The following is a 14,716-nucleotide window of genomic DNA, read 5'->3' as shown; positions in this document are numbered from 1 at the left end:
CTGTCAGCGCGATTTCACTGCGCTGTTAATCCACAATTGCGAATACCAGTAATACCAGCCCGGATGGCGCACGCTGGGAGCGGTACAGTTATAACGGCTGCGGCCGCCACGAATGGGTTTTTCTGCACGGGCGGTCAGGTTGACCACGCCGTTATCGGCTTCTGTCTGCGTGCTGATTGCACCTTCACCACTGGCAAAACACTGAATCTGGCGCGGACGCAAATCCACTTCCGGGAAATGAATGGCCAGGGTTGGCGGATTCTCTGCCGCCAGTACCGGCTCGATCAGCTGGGTTGGCGGCACCGGCAGGGCAAGGGTGTACAGCTTGGTTTTCAGGGTTTTGACGTTGGCATAAATACCGGAGGCCGGGAAGCGCGGCAGTGCCTGCGGATGAGACATAGGGCCTACCGGTCCGGACTGCTGACCAAAAGCAAGGTAACCGTTCGCTGCCAGCCAATCGATAATCTCCAGATCAAATTCCCCATAAGGGTAGGCCAGCAGCTTATGGCTGGTGCCCAGTTCTTTCTGCAGACGCGCTTCCGGCTCCGCCACTTCCTGAGTCAGCCAGGCATCCAGTGTCATGCCCTCCGGGCGCTCAATCAGATAAGGATGATCCGCACTGTGGTTGGCAATCAGAGCACCGTTATCCTGTAGTTCTTTCAGTTGCTTCCAGTCCATTACCACGCCGTGTTGCTCATCCACCGCATTGGTATTCACAAATACGGTAAAGGGCCAGTTGCGTTGTTTCAGCAGCGGGTAGGCGTTGTCATACACCGAGCGGTAGGCATCGTCGAAGGTAATGGCGACGGATTTTTCCGGTAAGGATTCGCCTGCGCGGATCTTGGCCAGCGCCTGACCAAGGTCAATCACATGCATGTTTTCCTGCTCCAGCAACTGCAGATGAGCGGCAAAACCTTCCGGACTGATACTGGTCGATGCGGGTGTGTTGGCCGACACATGGTGATATTGCAGAATCACCAGCTGGGCGCGTACCGATGCAGAGAAAAACAGTGCGAAGAGAACAAACGGGAGAGAAAACTTAATCATGAATACCGGTGCTTGAGTCGTTGAAAGGCCGCCTGAATGGTGCGGAAACGGGTTTCATCACCGCCACGGTCAGGATGATGCTGCATCGCCAGGCGGCGATATTGTAATCGAATCTCTGCCCCTGTCACGGGCTTACTGAGTTCCAGTTCAGCAATGTCCCGATCTTCCTGTTCGGGCTGTAACATCTTTTGCCAGAAGCAGCGCAGCAGTTCATCCACCTCTTCCTGAGCGGTATTCAGCTGGCTGAGATCGAGGTAATACTGTGCCAGCGGCTGATGTTCGGCCAGCTCGGTGTTGCGGGCGTTATCGGGCCAGGGCGAGCGGCGGATACTGAGTGCGCTGATTTCCAGCAGGGCAGATTGCTCATCAGCCCATTGCTGCTGCAGGCGGTAGAGGCAATGCATCAGAATAAAATGGCTGCGGAACATGGTGAGTGAATCGCGCAGAGCGTCGGGGCGGAAAATTCCCTGTTCGGGTGCCTGCAGCCAGCACAGCACGTCGTATTCGCTGTGGCTCTGGCCGTCGGCCAGATACAGGCTCAGCAGTTCAAGCAGGGGAGCGAAATCGTCGATGGCGCTGTTGCTGGCCGCCAGAGGAGAAAGGGCATCTGAGTTCATGCTCTTATGCTAGCACAGGGTGGTTTACCGGGGAGGCCTCAGGGCTGGTCCGGGTCGGTATCTTCAATCAGCTGGCGCGCAAATGCCGGCAGGCGATGTTTAATGCTGTTCAGCTTGTGCGAAAACACGTGATAACGACGGCGCAGAAACTGCAGAAATGTGCGCACTCTGGGGATAGTCGATACCAGCATAGACAGGCCCAGAATGATCAGGATAATGCCAAGCGGAATCGGCATTGGCGTAATAATAATTCCCAGCAGCAACAGCAGAATACCGGTCACCATTTTAAAACTGCGTTTGATCATTCTGCATCATCACCCGGATGTTTTTGCCGGTTTTCCCGGTTCTGGAGGAATGCTGTACGTTGTTGTTCAGGCATGCCCATGCTGACACCCTGACATGACTGTGTTGCGAAACCATGAAATCTTTTGGTACAGGCCGTTGTTTATGAGTGAGAAGGAAAAAAAGCCGCTGCCGAAACGCAGCCATCTGATTACCCCGGAGGGGGAGCAGGCCTTACGCCGGGAATATGATTACCTGTGGCGCACTGAGCGTCCAAAAGTGACGCAGGAAGTTTCAGATGCCGCCAAGCTGGGGGATCGCTCGGAAAATGCGGAATACATCTATGGTAAACGCCGATTACGCCAGATCGACAGTCGCGTCCGTTTCCTGCTGAAGCGTCTGGAGATTCTGACGGTGGTCGATCGTCTGCCGGCTGATCCGCAGAAAGTTTTTTTTGGCGCCTGGCTGGAACTTGAAGACGATGATGGCGAGGTTCATCGCTACCGTCTGGTGGGCGAGGATGAAATTGATCTCAAACGCGGCTATATCAGCGTTGATGCGCCGTTGGCGCGGGGATTACTGGGAAAACGTGTCGATGATGAAGTGACCGTACGCCTGCCGAAAGGAGAAGAAACCTTTTACATCCTCAGCGTATCTTACCAGCGCCCTGAATGGGATGCCGGCGGCAGTAATCAGGCCGTTTTCTCCGCCTGATGTATCTGCCTTCTGCAACAGCATGAAAGCTGACCTCTGCTAGGCTTAATGGCAGGAGGATCATTATGATATCAGTACGCACGATCATGGCTTTGCTGTTGGCTTTTCTGACGTTGACAGCCTTGGCCACCGACGCCGGGATGCAGAACGAAGCAGCCGCCGAAGGCGAAACCTGGCCCTTTGCCGGCGTCTATAAAATGCCGGTCTGGATTGATCAGGTACAGCGGGTCTGCCCGTGGAAGTCTGACGCCGGAGAGGGGTACATCCGCGTTGTCCGTACTAGTGTGAAAGGCCCGCATGGCATTTATCTGCAGTGGATCCGTAAAGGCATTGCCGGCAGTGAAACTCAGGCGATCTCAACGGTGCGGGTAGAAGAGCTGGAAGGACAGTATCAGGTTCATCTGCAGATGCCACAGCCGCAACTGAGTCCTGATGCTTGTCACCTGACGGCAATGGCCGAATCCATCATTACCGACCGGCGTTATAAGATGGAGTTTATTGTGAAAGGGCCGGGGGATTATCAGCTGCTGGTCACCAGCATGTTGCAAGGCGGTTTATGACCGCCTTTTCTTTTGCCAGCCAAAAAGAGCAGTCAGATCAGTCGATCTGAACCACATCCAGACGGGTAAACAGATGACCTTTGTCCTGCTTATCCTGCAGGGTGACAAAATCAAACAGCTGCGTATCGCCCAATTGTGACGGCGCCACATTACAGATAGCGGCAAAGATATTTTCACTGCGTCCCGGCTGCTCCTTGTCCCACTGTTCCAGCATCATCTTAATATTCTGACGTTGCAGGTTTTCCTGTGAGCCACACAGGTTGCACGGAATGATCGGGAAGCCCCGTGCCTGGGAAAATTTCTCGATGTCTTTTTCTTTGCAATAAGCCAGCGGACGGATCAGTACGTGTTTCTGGTCGTCACTCAGCAGTTTCGGCGGCATGGCCTTGAGCTTGCCACCATGGAACATATTGAGGAACAGGGTTTCGATGATGTCGTCACGATGGTGACCAAGAGCGATTTTATTGGCGCCAATACTCTCGGCAAAGCCATACAGGGTGCCACGACGCAGACGGGAGCACAGGCTGCAGGTGGTTTTACCTTCCGGAATAATTTCTTTCACTACGCTGTAGGTATCTTTCTCGACGATGTGATACTCAATACCCAGCTGGCTCAGATACTCCGGCAGCACATGTTCAGGAAATCCGGGCTGCTTCTGATCCATATTCACCGCCACGATATCAAAGTGAATCGGTGCGCTTTTCTGCAGACTCAGCAGAATATCGAGCATGGTGTACGAATCTTTACCGCCGGACAGGCAAACCATGACCTTATCGCCGTCTTCGATCATGCGGTAGTCTTCGATGGCCTTGCCGACATTGCGGCGCAGGCGCTTCTGCAGTTTGTTGAACTCGAGTTGCTCTTTGCGCTCGGCAGCGGATTCGATCATAAAAACACCCTGAATAATTGCGCCCGCTTTATAGCAGAATGCATCGGGTGAAGGAACCGCCTGCGCAGGTCAGGCAGTTAAAAAGGAATGTTGTTCGGGGACTTTGAGAAAAGGTACGCCTGCTCAGGCTGCACGGTCGAGCAGGGCGGTGGCGGCACCGAGACTGGCACAGAACTCTTCAATGCTGACACCACTGCGGGGATGGTAAAAACGTTTCCACAGACGTGCGAGCTGTTCTGCGGTTGCATCGGCGGGCAGAACAAAATCATCATTGCGGGCATAGATAAACCAGGCAATGGCGGTGGCATAAGACAGATTGGTGGTCAGCTCGGCATGAGGGTGACTGAGAAAATCATGCTGGCTGGCAAGGCCGCGCACGGTGCTGGCCAGTTCAGGCTGTTGTGCCAGATAAGCGTCCCATACATGGCGGTGGGTCAGGCTGTGAATGCGGTAAATGCCGAGAGCCCGTTGACCGGCGGCTTTGAGATGCGATCCAAGAGCCGATTCTTGAGCCGCAGTTGCCAGCAGCAGGGTGCTGGCCATCGGGTTACTAACCCCGATGCGTTGCAGGGTTGGCTGGATTACCCAGCGGGTCAGTTCATTTGCGCAGATGCCCATGGTCACCTCCTTATACGTCATATCGGCTGAATGACGCTGTTTCTGCAATCTTAGATCAGATTATTTTATCTGCTGCGGTTTTATACCAATTGCCAATAGATAGCCTGGATACCGGCGCCAGAAAAATAACGTCTGTTCAGCCTTTATTCTGGTAAAAGCATTTCCCGTACCAGAGGGCGTTGCATAAGTGTTCATAAGCAGAAAACAGGCATAAGAGGGCAGGCATAAAAAAACCGGCCTCTGGCCGGTTTTTTTGCTTACGGGTGAGCGGCTTACTCTTGCGGGTGAGCGGCACACTCTTTTTCAGTATTCAGGCCGGCCAGTTCATACAGCATATCGGGGTCCTGCAGAATCACTTCTTTACCCTGGGTTTCGATCAGGCCGTTCTTCTGGAAGCGGGTAAACACGCGGCTGATGGTTTCTACCGCGAGGCCCAGATAGTTACTGATATCCACCCGCGACATCGGCAGGCGGAAATGACTGGCCGAAAAACCACGACGGGAATAACGCTGGGAAATATCAATCAGGAAAGAGGCTACGCGTTCTTCGGCGTTTTTCTTGCTGAGCAGCAACATCATGTTCTGATCATGACGGATTTCGGTGCCCATGGTACGCATCAGCTGCTTACGCAGATCCGGCAGGTCATCGGCCAGACTGTCGAGTTGCTGCAGCGGAATTTCACAGACGGTGGTGGTTTCCAGCGCTTTGGCGGTTAACGGATAGTTGCCGTTATCATAACCGGCCAGGCCAACCAGCTCAGAGGCCAGGTGAAAACCGGTAATCTGTTCTTCACCGTTACTCGCCAGAGTGTAGGTTTTCAGGGCTCCGGTGCGAACGGCAAATACGGATTGAAACGCTTCGCCCTGCTGGAACAGCAGCTGACCTTTCTGGATCGGACGGCCACGGCGGATGATATCGTCGAGGCGCTCCATATCGGAATCGTTCAGGGACAATGGCAGACACAACGCATTCAGTGAGCAGGTCTGGCAGTGTGGTTGAGTGCCCCGCAGTGGAGCAGGCGCAACATGTGTCGTTTTCATGACTGATTCCTGAGTGAAACCCCGGTGTCGGAGTAAGTAACAAGTGCAGCAGTTGCGGCTATGTTCGGCATTAGCGCGCGATCTGTCAAGAAAGTAACCAGACCGATGCTGCCGTCCACAAACCAAATCCGATCAGTAATCCCCCGGCAACCTGACGCACGCGGTTGTTGCTCAGAAACGGCGTCAGTACATTGGCCGCCAGTGTGCTGGCAAACAGGGCTGGCAGGGTACCCAGACCAAAGGCGAACATCGCAGCGGCTCCCAGCAAAGGCTGGCCATTTGCGGCAACCCAGCTCAGCGTGCTGTAAATCAGGCCGCAGGGCAACCAGCCCCAGAGCATGCCCAGCCACAGACGATCAATCGCACGCGGAGATTGCATAAAACGGCGGGTCAGAGGCTGCAGGTGTTTCCAGATTCCCTGGCCCAGTTGCTCAATACGGGTCAGCATCAGTGACCAGCGGGCAATATAGAGCCCCATCAGTATCAGCATCAGCGCGGCCAGTGTCCGCAAGATCAGCATCAGCCACTGGTGCTGGCTCTGCAGCCACAGACCTGCGCTGGCGACTATCAGCCCGGCGATGCTGTAGCTCAGTATGCGCCCGGTGTTAAACAGCAGCGTCACCCGGACACGCTGAGTTCCAGCGCTGCTGCCAATAGCCGCAGCAATACCCCCGCACATCACCAGACAGTGGCTGGAGCCAAACAGGCCGAGCAGAAAGGCGGTCAGCAGCGACAGGGGTTCAATCATGGCTTGTCAGATGGGGTTTGATCGCTGTCGTCCTGACGGCGATTTATCGGCTCATCGTCATCAAACAGAATGCGGTGGGCGGGGGACTCCATGTCTTCAAACTGGCCGCTCTTCACCGCCCAGAAAAAGATCAGCACGGCAATGCCGATCAGCAGTAAAGACAGCGGTACCAGGATGTAAATGATATCCATCGATCAAACCTCAGAGGAGTCAGGAGCCGGCAGGCGATTCAGGCGCAGGGCGTTGGTGACCACCAGTAACGAACTGAATGACATGCCAATCGCAGCGGCCCAGGGCGGAACAAAACCTGCCGCTGCCACCGGTAATGCGATGAGATTGTACAGCAAAGCCCAGCCGATGTTCTGAGCAATAATACGGCGCGTCTTGGTGGCACCATCCAGAGCGGTCAGTAAGGTTTCCAGACGACCGTTGGTAAGCATGGCATCGGCGTTGGTCTTAGCCAGATCGGTGGCTTCGTTAACGGCCAGAGCAATATCAGCACCGGCCAGTACCGGCACATCGTTAATACCGTCGCCGACCATCATGACCCGCTCACCGGCCTGCTGCCAGGCGCGCACTGCGGCCAGTTTCTGTTCCGGCGAGACGCCGGTCTGCAGGTCGGTAATGCCCAGTGCATCCGCCACCACCTGACCGGATGCGCCGGGGTCGCCGGTCAGCAGAGACACGGCGATACCGCGTTGTTGAAGACCGCTGACAATTGACGCAGCGTTGCGGCGCAGGCTGTCATTCAGGCGCACCCAGGCCAGCGGTTGCTGATCACTGGCGAGCAGCAGCCACTGGCCAGCGGCCTTGTTGTCGGGCTCCGTCAGGGGGGCTGCTGGCCAGGCATAATCGGCGCGGCCAAAGCGCAGAGTGTGCCCGTTCCACTGGCCGCTGATGCCCTGGCCGGCGGTTTGTTCGGTGTTCTCTACGGCAGCCGCTTTTATGGTGCGGAAGGCACGGGCAATCGGATGGGTTGAGTGTTTCTCAAGGCCGGCGATCAGGGCCAGCAGCTGAGTTTCATCCAGATCCGCCAGAGGTTCGACCTGCTCCAGGGTTAGTTTGCCCTGGGTCAGGGTGCCGGTTTTATCGAATACCACCCGGTTTATCTGTGGCAGAACTTCCAGCACATGGCCTTTGCTGATTAACAATCCGCGTTCGCGCAGTGCGGCCGTGGCGGCTGTCAGAGCCGTTGGCGTAGCCAGCGACAGGGCGCAGGGGCAGGTTACAACCAGCACGCTGAGGGCGATGAAAAAGGCGTGTTCATCGCCTTGCAGCCACCAGAAAGTGAAGACCGAGCTGGAGATGATCAGCACCGCCGCAACAAAGTGGCTGGCAATTTTGTCGGCCAGCAGCGCAGCGCGCGGCTTCTCCTGCTGGGCACGGTCCATCAGGCGCATGATGGTCGATAACTGCGCTTCGGCGCCGGTCGCGGTGACCTTCATCAGCAGCGGGCTTTCAACGTTAAACGTACCGCCGATCAGGCGATCACCGGCTTTCTTGCTGATGGGCAGGTATTCGCCGGTCAGTGCGGCTTCATCAACCGAGCTGCGGCCTTCGATCACCACTCCGTCAGCGGGAATGGCATGGCCGGGTTTCAGACGCAGCACGTCACCAATACGGATGTCTTCACTGGCAATAACCTGCTCAACACCGTCGTCACCAACCTTTAACGCAATATTGGGCAGCAGCGTCAGCAGATTATTACCGGCTTTCCCCATCCGGTGACGGGCGCGCATTTCGAGAAAACGGCCAAGCAGCAGGAAGAAGGTAAACATACAGACCGAGTCAAAATACACCTCGACGCCCTGATTCATGGTGCTCCAGATGCTCGAACAGAATGCCAGCACAATGGCCAGCGATACGGGCACATCCATGGTCAGATGACGGGTGCGCAGATCACGCAGGGCAGCGGTAAAGAACGGCCGGGCGCTGAACAGCACCACCGGCAGGGTCATGACCATTGAGGCCAGGCGCATAAAAAATTCGTATTGCTCAGCCATGCCTACATACAGGGGCACCGCGAGCATCATCACCTGCATGGTGCCGATACCGGCAACCGCGAGACGGCGGATCGCCAGTTTACCCTCGCGATGGCGCTGCTCTTCCTGTTCAGTGGCAGAAAACGGCGAGGCTTTGTAGCCCAGGCGGTAAATCGCCTCGGCAATACTGGATACGGCAATCTGGTCGTACTGCCAGCGTACCACCAGGCGGTGGTTGGACAGGTTAAGTACAGCGTTTTTTACGCCCGGCAACTGGCTGATACGGTGCTCAATCAGCCAGGCACAGGCGGCACAGCTGATGCCGTCGATGATAAACGTGGCTTCCGCTTCGCCTTGCTGGTTGCCGCTCAGATGGGCGACAAAGCGCCGCTGCAGGGCTTCGCTGTCATACAGGGTGAGGGATTCGCGCGCCGAAAGATCGCTGTCTTCCAGTTCAGCCGGCGACAGTTCCGGCAGTTCGGTGCGGTGGCGGTAATAGTCTTTCAGGCCACTGGCGACGATGGTTTCGGCAATGGCTTTGCAGCCCGGGCAGCACATCGGCTGCCGTTGGCCATCAATCAGGGTTGACCAGCGCTCACCTTCGGTGGTGGCTTCACCACAGTGAAAACAGCGCTCTTGGGCTGAATGGGCATTCATTTGGCGTGTAAGTTAATAACCTTGTCAGCTTCAATCAGTTCGGTACCACGGATACGCCACTGCTGTTCGTGGCTGAGCAGCCAGATATGGCGGCGTTCCGGCAATACCAGTTCATTGACACCGGCATAGTGGCCATCGCCCAGGCGTTGCAGCAGCACGGTCAGGTCACGTTCCTGCAGGGTAGGGTGAATCAGCTGCAGTTGCAGGGTTGCAGGTTCTTCATCCAGATAGCCGTTCAGGGCCAGGTGGATTTCGTTTTCGCTGAACGTCAGATCGGCCTTGATCTGCAGGCGGGCAGCATGGGCATCGGCTTCGACGTTTTCGGTGTAGCTGACGCCGTCTTTGTAGTAGCTGTCGCTGACCAGGGAATCTTTGGATTCAAGGGCCAGTGTCAGCATCACAAAACCCCAGCAGATAGCCAATAGCGGAAGGCCCGCAACCAGCCACACCATGGGTTCTTTGTACCAGGGAGCGTGTTCTTTGGATTCGGTGTTCATAGACTTCTCAATCGGCATCAGGCGGGATAAAAAAAACCGCCCAAGTTTAACCACTTGGGCGGTCAGTCTCCAGTTTGGATTTGTCAGATTCGCTGACACGGGTCATGGTTTCGCGGAGGCGAATCTTTTCCTCAGATTAATTGCGTGGGGCAATAAAGCGGCTTTCTTCGCGTGCCACTTCTTCACCGGTATCGGCATCGGTGATGACGAATTCAATATCCACTTTACTGGCTGGCATATGCACTTCTTCCGGATCAATTTCGATGGTCAGAAGCACTTCTTTCAGCTCGTTCACACGCAGAAACTGAGTGGTTGGCGCATCCATCTTCATACCTTCCAGACCATCCAGGCTCAGAGTGTAGGTTTTTGGGCTTTGCGACATGTTGATCAGCTTCAGCGTATACGCATTGGTTACGGTGTCGTTGGCGGTCATCTGATAGAGCGCGCTGCGGTCACGTTCAATATCCAGCTTGAACGGTGTGCGGGTGCCGATGGCGTACATGAATGCGCCCATCATAATCAGCAGCAGTGCGGCATAACCGACCAGACGCGGACGGAAGAAGTGAGTCTTTTTACCTTCCAGCTCATTTTCGGTGGTGTAACGGATCAGACCCTTCGGCTTATCCAGTTTTTCCATAATGGAGTCACAGGCATCGATGCACAGAGCGCAGCCGATACACTGGTATTGCAGACCATCACGGATATCGATACCGGTCGGACATACCTGCACGCACAGGGAGCAGTCAACACAGTCACCAAGCTGGGTTGTGTCGCTTTCTTCCTTGGCTTTTTTGCTGCGTTTGCCACGTGGTTCACCACGGTTAACATCGTAGGAAACGGCCAGGGTATCCGGATCGTACATAACCGACTGGAAACGCGCATAAGGGCACATATAAATACAGACCTGCTCACGCATCCAGCCGGCATTGATGTAGGTGGCCGCGGTAAAAAACGCAATCCAGAATAAACCCCAGCCACCGATGTTCAGGGTGAAGAAATCCGGTACCAGTTCGCGGATCGGGGTGAAGTAACCGACGAAGGTGATGCCGGTCCAGATGGCGATAATCATCCACAAAGTATGCTTCAGGGCTTTTTTGCGGAATTTGCTCGCGCTCATCGGTTCTTTGTCGAGTTTCATGCGGGCGTTGCGGGTACCTTCGGTACGCTCTTCAATCCACATAAAAATAAATGACCAGGCCGACTGCGGGCAGGTGTAACCACACCAGATACGACCGGCAAGGTTAGTAATGGTGAACAGGCCAAAAGCGCAGATAATTAACAGCCACGACAGCAGCATAAAATCCTGCGGCCAGAAGGTAATACCAAAAATATGAAACTGGCGCGCCGGCAGATCAAACAGAATGGCCTGTCGGCCTTCCCAGTTAAGCCAGGCACTGCCGAAATAGCCGAGCATTAACGCCCACAGCGACCATGTACGTAATTTCTGGAAAAAACCCTCAATTTCACGAACGTAAATTTTCTTACGTTTTTCATACATGCTTTGGGTTTTTGGTGTGACATCTTTGACCGGAATATTACTCATAACGGCAAATCACCTTGGTTGGATGTGCATGACGGCGCTTTGCGAAACCAGAGACGGAGCAGGGCCCCACAGCGCTCTATATAACGCGGCAATTATATAGCTTGTTGCCTGTCGCTATAACGAAAAAAGCGGCTTTAAGCCGCTTTTTTCTGTTTTTATTGCCTTAGCTCAACCCCGGTTGGTTTTGCCTGACCGGGGTCTTGCTGCGCTTACTGCTGATGAGACAGCGAGTAAACGTAAGTGGTCAGCAGGTGGATCTTGGCTTCAGCGTTGTTGCCAAGAATTTCCAGATGCGCTGGCATTTTACCGTTACGACCATGCTTCAGAGTGAACTCAATCTGCTTGGAAGAACCGCCATATAACCAGATATCGTCAGTCAGGTTTGGTGCGCCAACCAGCTGGCTGCCTTTACCATCTGCACCGTGACAAGCCATACACAGTTGCTGATATTTAGGCGCTGCTTTTTCAGCGGCTTCTGCATCGTGCTTCAGGCCAGACAGGCTGCGAACGTAGTTCACCATGTCAGCGGTACCTTCTTCACCCAGTACTGCGCCCCATGCAGGCATCGCGCCCTGACGACCGTAAGTCAGAGTGTGCTTGATGTTCTCAGGAGCGCCACCGTACAACCAATCGTTATCGGTCAGGTTAGGGAAGCCCTGAGCACCTTTAGCGGTAGAGCCGTGGCACACAGCACAGTTGCTCTTGAACAGGCGCTGGCCGGTTTGCAGAGCATCTGCGTCTTTGGCCAGTTCTTCAACCGGAGTAGCGGTGTACTTGGAGTACAGTGGTGCGATGTCAGCATCGAACTTCTGTACTTCAGCTTTCCACTGGTTGGTAGAAGACCAGGCAACCTGTTCGCCGTCGACTTCAACAGTCAGCAGGCCGTTAACGTTGCCCAGGCCGTACACGCCCAGATAGCCAAAACCAAACACGATGGTTGCCCAGAACATAAATACCCACCAGCGTGGCAGCGGGTTGTCCAGTTCCTGAATACCGTCGTAATCATGACCAGTAGTCTGGTCAGTTTCATCTTTACGCTGGCCGCGGCTGGTGTACATGATCAGTACGCCGCAACCAATCATGGATCCCAGTACGATGACCGCGACCCACACTTGCCAGAAAGTGCTTAACATATTTATTTACTCCGATCTTTATCGTCGTGCGCTGGCATTTCTTCGTTTTCGAGAAATGGAATCTGAGCATCGTTATCAAAACGCTTTTTACGGCTGGAGCCATAGGCCCACCAGAGTATGCCGAGAAAAGCTATCAGGGCGAAAACGCTGCCCAAACCGCGCACGTCGTTAATATCCATGGGATTTACCGTTTAGTGACTACAGTGCCCAGGTGCTGCAGATAAGCAACCAGAGCTTCGATTTCACGTTTGCCATCAACGGCCTCTTTGGCACCTTCGATGTCAGCATCGGTGTACGGTACGCCGACCATACGCAGAGCTTCCATTTTCTTCGGAGTCAGGCGGCCATCGACCTTATCTTCAAACAACCATGGATAAGACGGCATGATGGACTCAGGTACAACGTCACGTGGGTTGTACATGTGTGCACGGTGCCACTCATCAGAGTAACGGCCACCAACACGTGCCAGGTCAGGACCAGTACGCTTGGAACCCCACAGGAACGGGTGCTCGTATACCGATTCACCAGCAGTGGAGTATGGGCCGTAACGCTCGGTTTCTGCACGGAACGGACGAACCATCTGGGTGTGACATACATGGCAACCTTCACGGATGTAGATGTCACGACCTTCCAGCTGCAGAGCAGTGTAAGGTTCCAGGCCTTCAACCGGCTTGTTGGTGTCGTTGTGCCAGAACAGTGGAACAATTTCCGCCATCCCGCCCCAGCTCAGTGCGATGACAATCATCACCACCATCAACGGCAGGCTTTTCTCAATATTGTCGTGCTTAATCATGTTTCAGTACTCCTTAAGCCTGTGCTGCGACTGCGTTGCCAGCTTCTTTCTTGGCCGCGCGAACAGTCATGAACACGTTGTAAGCCATGATCAGCATACCGGTCAGGAACAGTGCGCCACCCAGTACACGAACCACATAGCCGCCATGAGAGGCTTCTACGGATTCAACGAAGCTGTAGGTCAGGGTGCCGTCAGCGTTAACTGCACGCCACATCAGACCCTGCATGATGCCGTTTACCCACATCGCAGCGATGTACAGTACGGTACCAATGGTGGACAGCCAGAAGTGAACGTTGATCAGCTTGATGGAGTGCATGTCACCGGCTTTGCGGCCGAACATGATTGGGATCAGGTGGTACAGAGCACCGATAGATACCATGGCAACCCAGCCCAGAGCACCGGAGTGAACGTGACCAATGGTCCAGTCAGTGTTGTGAGACAGCGCGTTTACGGTCTTGATCGACATCATCGGGCCTTCGAAGGTAGACATACCGTAGAAAGACAGAGATACAACCAGGAAGCGCAGGATAGGGTCGTTACGCAGTTTGTGCCATGCACCAGACAGCGTCATCATACCGTTGATCATACCGCCCCAGCTTGGTGCCAGCAGGATCAGAGACATAACCATACCGGAAGTCTGAGCCCAGTCAGGCAGAGCAGAGTAGTGCAGGTGGTGAGCACCGGCCCATACGTAGATAGAGATCAGGGCCCAGAAGTGCACGATGGACAGACGGTAAGAGTAAACCGGACGGCCAGCCTGCTTAGGCACGAAGTAGTACATAATCCCCAAGAAGCCTGCAGTCAGGAAGAAACCTACCGCGTTATGGCCCCACCACCACTGGATCATGGCATCAATAGTACCGGCCCAGATGGAGTAAGATTTGGTCAGGGATACCGGTACGGCCAGGTTGTTACCCACGTACAGGATCGCAATCATGATCATGAAGGCTGCGAAGAACCAGTTGGCAACATAGATGTGGCTTTCTTTACGGATAGCCAGCGTGCCGAGGAAGTTCACAACATAAGAAACCCATACCAGAGTTACCAGAATATCGATTGGCCATTCCAGCTCAGCGTATTCCTTGGTAGAGGTCAGACCCATTGGCAGAGTAATAGCCGCTGCAACGATCACGGCATTCCAGCCCCAGAAGGTGAAGCTTGCCAGGGTGTCTGAGAACAGACGCGTACGGCAGGTGCGCTGCACAATGTAGTAAGAAGTTGCAAACAGTGCAGAACCACCGAAAGCAAAAATAACCGCATTGGTGTGCAGCGGACGTAAACGACCGAAAGACAGCCAAGGCGTATCAAAGTTCAGTGCAGGCCAAGCCAGCTGGGCAGCGATAAGTACACCGACCGCCATGCCAACAATGCCCCAAACTACGGTCATGATGGCAAATTGTCTTACCACCTTGTAGTTGTACTCGGGATGGTCAAATGCTGTGCTCATGATCAGATTCCATTTAACAGCGAGGATTGAGGGTTAAAAAAATCGGCGCAATTATGGTGTTTGATGCTGTTATTTGCAATCAAACACCGGAAAAACACCAGATTTTACAGCAGGTTATCCTGCTTTTATGGAGCTTATGAACAGCTAAC

General features: G+C 54.4%; 17 protein-coding genes. 2 read left to right on the top strand and 15 right to left on the bottom strand.

Annotated elements, in window-relative coordinates:
• Nucleotides 1-3 precede the first annotated feature (3 nt).
• The 3 genes from MT343_RS10930 to MT343_RS10920 are packed head-to-tail and all read right to left on the bottom strand — an operon-like array spanning nucleotide 4 to nucleotide 1,969.
• On the bottom strand, nucleotides 4-1,047 hold the full coding sequence (locus MT343_RS10930) for a polysaccharide deacetylase family protein (RefSeq protein WP_145468243.1): 1,044 nt from the start codon (nucleotides 1,045-1,047) through the stop codon (nucleotides 4-6).
• Nucleotides 1,044-1,664 (bottom strand): DNA-J related domain-containing protein, encoded by a 621-nt coding sequence (locus MT343_RS10925; RefSeq protein WP_145468245.1) that lies wholly within the window; start codon nucleotides 1,662-1,664, stop codon nucleotides 1,044-1,046. Before MT343_RS10925 ends, MT343_RS10930 begins: the two co-directional genes overlap by 4 nt.
• A gap of 38 nt (nucleotides 1,665-1,702) precedes the next feature.
• The gene (locus MT343_RS10920) at nucleotides 1,703-1,969 is read right to left on the bottom strand and encodes a PGPGW domain-containing protein (protein ID WP_145468247.1); all 267 of its coding nucleotides are present in this window, start codon (nucleotides 1,967-1,969) and stop codon (nucleotides 1,703-1,705) included.
• A gap of 142 nt (nucleotides 1,970-2,111) precedes the next feature.
• On the opposite strand from MT343_RS10920, the gene greB reads away from it, so the two are divergent.
• Nucleotides 2,112-2,660: a transcription elongation factor GreB gene (greB, locus tag MT343_RS10915; protein ID WP_145468248.1), complete on the top strand. Its 549-nt coding sequence runs from the start codon at nucleotides 2,112-2,114 to the stop codon at nucleotides 2,658-2,660.
• A gap of 65 nt (nucleotides 2,661-2,725) precedes the next feature.
• Nucleotides 2,726-3,220, top strand: a complete 495-nt coding sequence (locus tag MT343_RS10910; RefSeq protein WP_145468250.1) for a hypothetical protein — start codon at nucleotides 2,726-2,728, stop codon at nucleotides 3,218-3,220.
• A 37-nt stretch (nucleotides 3,221-3,257) separates the two neighbouring features.
• On the opposite strand, the gene ttcA is transcribed toward MT343_RS10910, so the two are convergent.
• The 12 genes from ttcA to ccoN form a co-directional block, all read right to left on the bottom strand.
• The gene (gene ttcA, locus MT343_RS10905; protein ID WP_145468252.1) at nucleotides 3,258-4,109 is read right to left on the bottom strand and encodes a tRNA 2-thiocytidine(32) synthetase TtcA; all 852 of its coding nucleotides are present in this window, start codon (nucleotides 4,107-4,109) and stop codon (nucleotides 3,258-3,260) included.
• A 123-nt stretch (nucleotides 4,110-4,232) separates the two neighbouring features.
• Nucleotides 4,233-4,727: a hypothetical protein gene (locus MT343_RS10900; RefSeq protein WP_145468254.1), complete on the bottom strand. Its 495-nt coding sequence runs from the start codon at nucleotides 4,725-4,727 to the stop codon at nucleotides 4,233-4,235.
• 272 nt (nucleotides 4,728-4,999) lie between these two features.
• On the bottom strand, nucleotides 5,000-5,767 hold the full coding sequence (fnr, locus tag MT343_RS10895; protein WP_145468256.1) for a fumarate/nitrate reduction transcriptional regulator Fnr: 768 nt from the start codon (nucleotides 5,765-5,767) through the stop codon (nucleotides 5,000-5,002).
• An 85-nt stretch (nucleotides 5,768-5,852) separates the two neighbouring features.
• Nucleotides 5,853-6,515: a sulfite exporter TauE/SafE family protein gene (locus MT343_RS10890; protein ID WP_145468258.1), complete on the bottom strand. Its 663-nt coding sequence runs from the start codon at nucleotides 6,513-6,515 to the stop codon at nucleotides 5,853-5,855.
• Nucleotides 6,512-6,706: a cbb3-type cytochrome oxidase assembly protein CcoS gene (gene ccoS, locus MT343_RS10885; RefSeq protein ID WP_145468260.1), complete on the bottom strand. Its 195-nt coding sequence runs from the start codon at nucleotides 6,704-6,706 to the stop codon at nucleotides 6,512-6,514. Before ccoS ends, MT343_RS10890 begins: the two co-directional genes overlap by 4 nt.
• 3 nt (nucleotides 6,707-6,709) lie before the next feature.
• On the bottom strand, nucleotides 6,710-9,154 hold the full coding sequence (locus MT343_RS10880) for a heavy metal translocating P-type ATPase (RefSeq protein ID WP_145468262.1): 2,445 nt from the start codon (nucleotides 9,152-9,154) through the stop codon (nucleotides 6,710-6,712).
• Nucleotides 9,151-9,651 carry a FixH family protein gene (locus MT343_RS10875; protein ID WP_186435854.1) on the bottom strand — a complete coding sequence of 167 codons (501 nt, stop codon included), beginning with the start codon at nucleotides 9,649-9,651 and terminating at the stop codon, nucleotides 9,151-9,153. The genes MT343_RS10880 and MT343_RS10875 overlap by 4 nt, the downstream gene beginning before the upstream one ends.
• A gap of 136 nt (nucleotides 9,652-9,787) precedes the next feature.
• Nucleotides 9,788-11,194: a cytochrome c oxidase accessory protein CcoG gene (gene ccoG / locus MT343_RS10870; RefSeq protein WP_145468266.1), complete on the bottom strand. Its 1,407-nt coding sequence runs from the start codon at nucleotides 11,192-11,194 to the stop codon at nucleotides 9,788-9,790.
• Nucleotides 11,195-11,403: 209 nt separating this feature from the next.
• Nucleotides 11,404-12,327 carry a cytochrome-c oxidase, cbb3-type subunit III gene (ccoP, locus tag MT343_RS10865; protein WP_145468268.1) on the bottom strand — a complete coding sequence of 308 codons (924 nt, stop codon included), beginning with the start codon at nucleotides 12,325-12,327 and terminating at the stop codon, nucleotides 11,404-11,406.
• 2 nt (nucleotides 12,328-12,329) lie between these two features.
• Nucleotides 12,330-12,506 (bottom strand): cbb3-type cytochrome oxidase subunit 3, encoded by a 177-nt coding sequence (locus MT343_RS10860; RefSeq protein WP_145468270.1) that lies wholly within the window; start codon nucleotides 12,504-12,506, stop codon nucleotides 12,330-12,332.
• 5 nt (nucleotides 12,507-12,511) lie between these two features.
• Complete coding sequence (gene ccoO / locus MT343_RS10855; RefSeq protein ID WP_222428554.1) at nucleotides 12,512-13,117, bottom strand: cytochrome-c oxidase, cbb3-type subunit II; 606 nt, start codon at nucleotides 13,115-13,117, stop codon at nucleotides 12,512-12,514.
• Nucleotides 13,118-13,133: 16 nt separating this feature from the next.
• Nucleotides 13,134-14,567: a cytochrome-c oxidase, cbb3-type subunit I gene (gene ccoN, locus MT343_RS10850; RefSeq protein WP_145468273.1), complete on the bottom strand. Its 1,434-nt coding sequence runs from the start codon at nucleotides 14,565-14,567 to the stop codon at nucleotides 13,134-13,136.
• Nucleotides 14,568-14,716: the final 149 nt, after the last annotated feature.

The organism is Venatorbacter sp. C2-1, assembly GCF_022832715.1.
In the GTDB taxonomy this organism is placed as follows: domain Bacteria; phylum Pseudomonadota; class Gammaproteobacteria; order Pseudomonadales; family Oceanobacteraceae; genus Venatoribacter; species Venatoribacter alkanivorans.
The sequence above is the reverse complement of the archived record's forward strand: the minus strand, read 5'-3'. Positions and strand labels throughout refer to the sequence as shown.

What these genes read in the sequence shown, in the direction of transcription:
- ccoN (WP_145468273.1), bottom strand. Translation starts at nt 14,567, where the DNA reads ATGAGCACAGCATTTGACCATCCCGAGTACAACTACAAGGTGGTAAGA.
- MT343_RS10920 (WP_145468247.1), bottom strand. Translation starts at nt 1,969, where the DNA reads ATGATCAAACGCAGTTTTAAAATGGTGACCGGTATTCTGCTGTTGCTG.
- greB (WP_145468248.1), top strand. Translation starts at nt 2,112, where the DNA reads ATGAGTGAGAAGGAAAAAAAGCCGCTGCCGAAACGCAGCCATCTGATT.
- fnr (WP_145468256.1), bottom strand. Translation starts at nt 5,767, where the DNA reads ATGAAAACGACACATGTTGCGCCTGCTCCACTGCGGGGCACTCAACCA.
- MT343_RS10875 (WP_186435854.1), bottom strand. Translation starts at nt 9,651, where the DNA reads ATGAACACCGAATCCAAAGAACACGCTCCCTGGTACAAAGAACCCATG.
- MT343_RS10880 (WP_145468262.1), bottom strand. Translation starts at nt 9,154, where the DNA reads ATGAATGCCCATTCAGCCCAAGAGCGCTGTTTTCACTGTGGTGAAGCC.
- MT343_RS10930 (WP_145468243.1), bottom strand. Translation starts at nt 1,047, where the DNA reads ATGATTAAGTTTTCTCTCCCGTTTGTTCTCTTCGCACTGTTTTTCTCT.
- ccoS (WP_145468260.1), bottom strand. Translation starts at nt 6,706, where the DNA reads ATGGATATCATTTACATCCTGGTACCGCTGTCTTTACTGCTGATCGGC.
- MT343_RS10900 (WP_145468254.1), bottom strand. Translation starts at nt 4,727, where the DNA reads ATGGGCATCTGCGCAAATGAACTGACCCGCTGGGTAATCCAGCCAACC.
- ttcA (WP_145468252.1), bottom strand. Translation starts at nt 4,109, where the DNA reads ATGATCGAATCCGCTGCCGAGCGCAAAGAGCAACTCGAGTTCAACAAA.
- MT343_RS10925 (WP_145468245.1), bottom strand. Translation starts at nt 1,664, where the DNA reads ATGAACTCAGATGCCCTTTCTCCTCTGGCGGCCAGCAACAGCGCCATC.
- MT343_RS10910 (WP_145468250.1), top strand. Translation starts at nt 2,726, where the DNA reads ATGATATCAGTACGCACGATCATGGCTTTGCTGTTGGCTTTTCTGACG.
- ccoG (WP_145468266.1), bottom strand. Translation starts at nt 11,194, where the DNA reads ATGAGTAATATTCCGGTCAAAGATGTCACACCAAAAACCCAAAGCATG.
- ccoP (WP_145468268.1), bottom strand. Translation starts at nt 12,327, where the DNA reads ATGTTAAGCACTTTCTGGCAAGTGTGGGTCGCGGTCATCGTACTGGGA.
- MT343_RS10890 (WP_145468258.1), bottom strand. Translation starts at nt 6,515, where the DNA reads ATGATTGAACCCCTGTCGCTGCTGACCGCCTTTCTGCTCGGCCTGTTT.
- MT343_RS10860 (WP_145468270.1), bottom strand. Translation starts at nt 12,506, where the DNA reads ATGGATATTAACGACGTGCGCGGTTTGGGCAGCGTTTTCGCCCTGATA.